The organism is Candidatus Zixiibacteriota bacterium, from assembly GCA_034003725.1.
Lineage (GTDB): Bacteria > Zixibacteria > MSB-5A5 > GN15 > FEB-12 > WJMS01.
The window spans coordinates 125,600-132,516 of record JAVEYB010000010.1 but is presented as its reverse complement, the minus strand read 5'-3'; the positions used below and the strand labels follow the sequence as shown (position 1 = coordinate 132,516).

General features: G+C 59.8%; 7 protein-coding genes and 1 tRNA gene. 5 read left to right on the top strand and 3 right to left on the bottom strand.

From position 1 onward, the window contains the following. From RBT76_12070 to RBT76_12060, 3 genes are all read right to left on the bottom strand, one after another. On the bottom strand, positions 1 to 377 hold a 377-nt coding region (locus RBT76_12070), incomplete at its 3' end, for a DUF2924 domain-containing protein (protein ID MDX9858519.1). A gap of 67 nt (positions 378 to 444) precedes the next feature. Then, a complete protein-coding gene (locus RBT76_12065; GenBank protein ID MDX9858518.1) occupies positions 445 to 666 on the bottom strand; it encodes a hypothetical protein in 222 nt (73 codons plus the stop codon). Between the two features lie 510 nt (positions 667 to 1,176). Next, positions 1,177 to 1,252, bottom strand: a tRNA-Asn gene (locus RBT76_12060). 166 nt (positions 1,253 to 1,418) lie between these two features. On the opposite strand from RBT76_12060, the gene RBT76_12055 reads away from it, so the two are divergent. The 5 genes from RBT76_12055 (at position 1,419) to RBT76_12035 (ending at position 6,908) form a co-directional block, all read left to right on the top strand. Next, positions 1,419 to 2,384 carry a PDZ domain-containing protein gene (locus RBT76_12055; GenBank protein MDX9858517.1) on the top strand — a complete coding sequence of 322 codons (966 nt, stop codon included), beginning with the start codon at positions 1,419 to 1,421 and terminating at the stop codon, positions 2,382 to 2,384. Between the two features lie 105 nt (positions 2,385 to 2,489). Beyond that, positions 2,490 to 3,461 (top strand): HPr(Ser) kinase/phosphatase, encoded by a 972-nt coding sequence (gene hprK / locus RBT76_12050; GenBank protein MDX9858516.1) that lies wholly within the window; start codon positions 2,490 to 2,492, stop codon positions 3,459 to 3,461. Between the two features lie 139 nt (positions 3,462 to 3,600). Beyond that, positions 3,601 to 5,334, top strand: a complete 1,734-nt coding sequence (locus RBT76_12045) for a peptidylprolyl isomerase (protein MDX9858515.1) — start codon at positions 3,601 to 3,603, stop codon at positions 5,332 to 5,334. Positions 5,335 to 5,337: 3 nt separating this feature from the next. Continuing rightward, a complete protein-coding gene (locus RBT76_12040; GenBank protein MDX9858514.1) occupies positions 5,338 to 6,654 on the top strand; it encodes a peptidylprolyl isomerase in 1,317 nt (438 codons plus the stop codon). After that, positions 6,654 to 6,908, top strand: coding sequence for a S4 domain-containing protein (locus RBT76_12035; protein ID MDX9858513.1), 255 nt, complete (start codon positions 6,654 to 6,656; stop codon positions 6,906 to 6,908). The genes RBT76_12040 and RBT76_12035 overlap by 1 nt, the downstream gene beginning before the upstream one ends. Positions 6,909 to 6,917: the final 9 nt, after the last annotated feature.

Genomic DNA, 6,917 nt, shown 5'->3' with positions numbered 1-6,917 from the left:
ACCTTGACCACAATGTCGCGGCCTTGGAACTCGCGGGCGAGCAGAGTTCCGGGCAGAGGCAGCCTCGGGTCGCGCGACGGGGATATGCGACCGGTCGCCGTTCTCGCTTTGACCTCGGAGGAACCCGAGGCGACCGGATCACGCGGAGCCCGCGTTCTCAGGTCGGCGTCGTTGGCCAGTTCCTCGGCTCTGCGCCGGGCCCGCTCCGAAAGATCACCCTCCGCCAGGGCCTGAATGCGCCAGGCGATTCGCTTGCGCAGAAACTCCTTATGGTAGGAGCGGGTCTCTTCTCCGAAGACATCGAGGTACTTGTCCCGGAGTTCTCCGACGGTCATCCGGGAGAGCCCCTGGACCTCTTGATACGTTGTTGCTTCCATCCGAAACCTCCTTGGTTCATGGGCTTCGCCCCGGCGGGCGGTTCGTCCGCACCGCAATCTCAGGGCGTTAACTCGTGAATGAATGAAGGCTTCGGTGGCCCGAAACATCAAGGCGTTTCTCCGTAAACGCCTCAGATTCTTCGACTTGCGCTACATGCACCGCCTCGGTATCCGATTCGGGGGCAAGTCGGCGGCCGTTGCGGTGGCGCATGTAGCCTCTGGCCAGGATCGTGGCGATTTCCGATATCACCTCTTCAAGTGAGGCGGGGACGTGTTCGTTGTCCGGCATCCGGTCCTCCTTTTGCGGGAGGCCGCGTAAAGGTGCCGTCGTGGATGCCGCTGGGGCGGGATCGGCCTGACGTCGAGAAGACCGTTGGAGCCCGTCCGACACCACCCGAAGGCGATGCCGTCGGCACCCACAACGGTCTCCGTTCTCACGGCCGATTCCGCTGTCTGGTAATCCGCTTTCGCCGGACCACTTGATCCGGCTTTCGTCGGATACCTACCGGAGGGGAGTTCGAAACGTCGAAGCGGGTGCCCGGATGCAACCGGGCTGTTAAACAAGGCGACTCGAAAAACGGAGAACGGGAGAATTCGGAGAGGACATTTTCGGTGAGCGCGCGCAAACCCAACGGTTGCACCCGAACCCCGAGCGGTGAGCTTCGAAACGGAGAATCGGGGTTAATGTGCGGGCGGGCGTAAGTCGGCGTGGACACGCCGGAAACGACGAGACCCCGAGGGGATCACCCCACGGGGTCTTGCGTTAAACAAGAACCGCTGAAATCAGCGGATTGAATTTTGGCTCCCCCGGCTGGACTCGAACCAGCGACCCGCTGATTAACAGTCAGCTGCTCTACCGACTGAGCTACAGGGGAGTATCAGCGGTCTGCATTATATCCTTTTTCGGTCGAATGTCAACGGATTTAACGGCCCGCCGATCGGTTTTTGGCCCCGCGCCGAGTGGAACATTGCCCCGCCCGCCTTCGTATCAAAAAGCACGTCGAGCAGCAGTCAGATAGATAGACACATGGAGGACACACTATGGCACGAACTGTCCGTATCCTGCTGGTCGCCGTGCTGGCGCTCGGTCTGTTGACCGGCATCGGCGAGGCGAAATCCAAGCGTGCCGCCTGGATGGGCGTGTACACCCAGTCGGTTGATCGGGACCTGGCCGAGGCCCTCGATCTCAAAACCACCCGAGGCGCCATCATTAATAATGTCGCCGACGATTCCCCGGCCGAAGCCGCCGGGCTGAAGAAGGACGACATCATTATCGCGGTCGACAAGGTCGAGATCGATGATGCCGCCGATCTGACCGAGCAGATTCTCGCCCACAAGGCAGGCGATGAAATCACGGTCACGGTCCTGCGCGACGACGCCGAACAGGATGTGACACTGACTCTCGAAAGCCGCCGTCGCGGCGATGTGGTCGTCTGGTCCATGGACGACGATAATCCGTGGAAGTCCAAAGCCTACGCCGAGACGCTCGACCGCCTTTACACCGATGAACCGTACGGGTATCTCGGGGTTCAGGTGGATGATCTCAGCGCTCAGCTCGGCGAATATTTCGGCGTCGACAAGGGACGCGGGGCGCTCGTGTCCGAGGTCGAGAAGGCGTCACCGGCCGAGGCCGCCGGGCTGAAAGCGGGCGACGTGATTGTCGCGATCGACGACGAAAAAGTGTACGACAGCCGCGACGTCACCGACCTCATCCGCGAGCAGAAGAAAGGGGATGCGGTCTCGATCCGCGTCATCCGCGACAAAAAGGAAGTGACGCTCAGCGCGACCCTCGATGAGCAGGAGGGAGCGGATTTCGGCGTGATCCGGCTGCCGGACCTTCCCGATGTCAACCTGAATCTTCCGCAGATGCGCGGCCTGCGGTTCGGGGACACCCGGTCGCTGTGGGACTCCGACGACTTCCGCAAGGAAATGGATGAACTTCGCGAGGAACTGCAGGCGCTTCAGAAGGAACTGCAGGACCTTCGGCTTGAGGTCCACGAGCAATAAGACTTTTCGCCCCCGCAACCAGACGCGAGACGCCCCGCGCGAGCGGGGTCTCTCGCGATATTTCTTTGTTGCCGCCGGTTTTGGCGTGCCGCTATATTGACGGCGATGGCGTCGATCACAATCGAAAAACTCTACGACACTCGCAAACGAGATCTCGAACTCACGCCGCTGAGCGGCCGCGAGGCCGGGATGAAACGGGAGATCCGCAACCCGGAACTGCACCGGCCGGGCCTGGCGCTGACGGGTTTTTTCGAGCGGTTTCCTGCCTCCCGGATTCAGGTTCTCGGAGAAACCGAGCTGGCCTTTCTTAACCAGTTGTCCCGGCAGCACCTGCAGCAGGTATCCGAGGCCATCTTCTCCCGACAGATTCCGGTCGTCATGATCTCGAAAGGCATCACTCCGCCGCTGGAGTTCCTTCAGGCCGCCGAACGTTCCGACACGGCCGTCTTGTCGAGCCGGTTGACGACATCGGATTTGATGAATCGGATGTCGGCCTATCTCGATCACATTTTCGCACCGACGATCAACGTTCACGGCACACTGGTCGACGTGTACGGTGTCGGGTTGTTGTACACGGGCAAATCCGGGATCGGCAAATCCGAAGTTGCGCTCGATCTGGTCGAACGCGGCCACCGGCTGGTCGCCGACGATGTGGTCAAGATCACGCGTGTGGCGCCGGATGTCATCATGGGGTCGGGGTCCGAGTTGCTCGGACACCATATGGAAATCCGCGGAGTGGGAATTATCGATGTCGAGGAGTTGTTCGGGATTCGTGCGATTCGTCTCCAGAAACGGATCGAAGTGGAAGTGCACCTGACGTACTGGTCGGATTCCGAAGATTATGAGCGGCTTGGGGTTGAAGAGACGCGGACGACCGTTTTGGGTGTCGAAATCCCTATACTCAACGTCCCGATTTCGCCGGGTAAGAACATCACGGTGATTTCTGAAGTTATCGCGATGAACCATATGCTCAAAGTCTACGGTGAGAATTCGGCGCTCGAATTCACGAAGAAGCTCCAGCAACGACTTACCCGGCAATCACTCACCAAGGATTATCTGGAGTCGGACATCGAGTAGCCGCGCGGCCCCCGTTCGGAAAAACCCTTGGTATTTTGGTCCGCCGGTATTAATATCCCCACTTGGGTCGGAACTCTGAAACCGGCCGTTTTCCCGATGGTACAAATGGAGATAGACAGTTTTGGAGGATAGAGTGCTCATGCGGACGCATAACCTGATTCTGGTGTCGATGATCGCGGCATGTGGACTGCTTCTGGCGGCCGGCTGTGGATCAGGTGGCAACGAGACGATAGCCGAAGTGAACGGGTATGAGATCACCAAGCAGGAGTTCCAGGACTATATCCGTGGCCTGCACTACCCCTATACCTCTGCGCAGGAAGAATTCGACAAAAAAAGAGCGATCCTCGATACGCTGATAATCCAGCGACTCCTGATCGAGGAAGCCTACAATCGCGGAATCGACAAGCTCGATGAAATCAATCGGCTGATTCTCGCCAACAAGGACAAGTTCCTGCTCGACGGGCTTTACCAGAAGCACGTGGTGGGCCAGGTCGAAGTGACGGACACCGAAGTGCGCGACTTTTACAACCGGCTGCAGTACCGCGTCCGCGCGTCCCATATCCTCGTGTCCAGCAAGGACACGGCCGACATGCTGGTCCAGCGGATCGTTGACGGCGAGAATTTCGGTAATCTCGCCTACCAGTACTCCGAGGACCCACAGGCCAAGCGCAACCGGGGCGATCTCGGGTACTTCACGTGGGGAGCGATGGTCGAGGAGTTCCAGCAGGCTGCCTTCAACATGGAACCGGGCGAGGTATCGCCGCCGGTCAAGAGTCAGTTCGGTTATCATATTATCAAGGTGGTTGACCGATCGGAGAATCCGGAATGGGGCGACTACGACGCCGTCAAGGATCAGCTGGAAGCGCGGCTGAGCCGCCTGAAACAGGACCGTCTGGCCCAGGCGTATTTCGACGGCATCAAGGCGCGGTATCCGATAACGCTCGACACCGCCACGATCGATTATCTCGAGCACAAGCGCACGCACATGTATCCGCCGCAGGTTCTGGCCACGCTGCCGAGCAACGACTTCGACATCGAGCAACTCGATCGCAGCGAACGCGAGCTGGTACTGGCCACCTGGGACGGCGGGCAGATGACCTTGTTTCAGTATCTCGTCCGCGCCCGGGAAATGCTGCACCCGCAGGTGCGTCCCGCGTATACGGACTATGATTCTATCGCCACGATGGTCTTCCAGCTCAACGTTCAGGACATCCTGGTGCGCGAGGCGATCGACGAAGGCATAGAGAACACGCCGGAGTACCAGCGGAAGATAAAGTTTTTTAAAGAACTGAACATGGCCGACGTTTTCAAGATGGATTCCATGCCGCAGCCGCCGGCCCCGACCGAGGCGCAGATGCGGATGTACTACGACAAGCACCCCGAGGAGTTCACCGACCAGGCGAAAGTACACATCTTCGAAATACTCGTCTCCGATGAGATGCTGGCCAACAAGCTCGCCCGGGAAATCAAGACGCTGACGCAGTTCAAGAAGATGGCGGAGCAGTACACCGAACGCCCCGCCAAGCGCGGCACCAACGGCGACCTCGACTACATCGAAAGCAAATGGTTCCCGGAAGTCTTTGAAGAGGCGTGGAAGACACCGGTCGGACAGCTCGGCGGTCCGGTGCCGACAGTGGGCCGGTATTCCATCTTCTGGGTCGTGGACAAGGTACCGGCGGCGCTGAAAGACTATCTCGGCCAGAAACCGCAGATCCAGAGCACGATCATTCGCGAGCAGCGCGCCGAGGCGTTCAAGAAGTGGGTCGACGAGAAGCGGACCGAATCGTCGATCTCCGTGCACGACGACGTGCTGTGGGAAATCATCGATAAAAAAGCCTATGCCGCGACCGACAGCACTTCCGCGGAAGGGTAAATCGTGCCCAGCTACCAGATCACACGTCGGCTTTTGATATGCGCCCTTTCGGCGATACTGACGGCTCCGGTGGCGTACGCCCAGGAGAAGCGGGAGACGATCGATCGCATCATCGCCGTCGTCGGCGACGAAGCCATCCTCGCTTCGGAACTCGCATCGCAGTTGCAGCTGTACACGCTGCAGACCGGTGAGCAGCCGAAGACGGAGCGTGAGTTCGAGAGGTTGCGTGACGACATCCTCGACCAGATGATCACCGACCGGCTGTTTCTGTTCGAGGCCCGCAAGGACACCTCGATCACGGTCCGCGACGAGGAGGTCGACCAGGCGCTGGACGATCACGTGGCTCGAATCGCGGGGAATTTTGCGACTAACGACGAGTTTTTGAGCGCGCTGGCGGCTGAGGGTCTCACGGTTCGCGACCTGCGCAAGAAATATCGGCCCGACGTCCGCAACCAGATGCTCAAGCAGCGGTTCATCCAGAAGAAGCTGTACTCGGTATCGGTCTCGAAACATGAGGTTGAGTCGTTTTACGGTCAGTTCAAGGATTCGCTGCCGAGCCAGCCGGAGGGCGTCAAGCTGGCTCATATACTGCTAACCGTGGAATCGTCGCAACCGATCGAAGACTCCGTGCGGGAACTCGCCACGGCGCTTCGCCAGCAGGTGCTCGACGGCGCCGATCTGGCCACGTTGTCGACCCGTTATTCGAGCATGGGCGCCGGTGAAAACGGCGGCGACCTTGGTTATGTCGCACGCGACGAAGTAGTACCCGAGTTCGCCCGGGCGGCGTTCATTTTGAACGTGGGCGACGTTTCCGGCGTCATCCGCACCCAGTTCGGCTACCATGTGATCCAGTGCGAAGGACGGCGCGAGGACCGCCTGAAACTCCGTCACATCCTGCTCGCGGTTGTACCATCGGCCACCGACACGACACGCGCATATCACCTGGCCGACTCCCTGCTGCAGGAGGCACGCGCCGGCGCCGACTTCGGAGAACTCGCCAAGGCATACTCCCGTGACGACGAGACCCGTGCCCAGGGCGGGGAACTCGGCTGGTTTGCGACGGCGCAGTTGCCGCCGGAGTTCTCCGGCGCGGTCAGCGGCTGGAAGACGCCCGGAGAATACCGCGGTCCGGTGGTGACCCCGTTTGGCCTGCACCTGCTCAAGCTGCTGGACTACCAGGAGCACCGGCAGTATTCGCTCGATGACGACTTCGACAAGATCAAGGAACTCGCCCGTCAGGACAAAACCGGTCGCGTGGTCGATGAGTGGATACAACAGGTCAAAGAACGAACCTACATCCAGTATCGCCTTGAATCCTGATGCGCCTCGATGACTACCTTTCGACCGTCGGCGTGATCAAACGCCGCACCGTGGCCAAAGAAATGGCCGCCAACGGCCTGGTCCTGATCAACGGACACAAGGCCAAGCCGGCCGCCGAGGTTAATGTCCGCGATATCATCCAGATAAAGGGCAGCAAGCCGTTCGTACTCGAGGTGCTTGCCGTGCCGGCCGGCGCATCGGTTCCGAAAGACCAGCGCGACAGATACTTCAAGGCGCTCCCACCGGCCGGCTGAACCGACTGC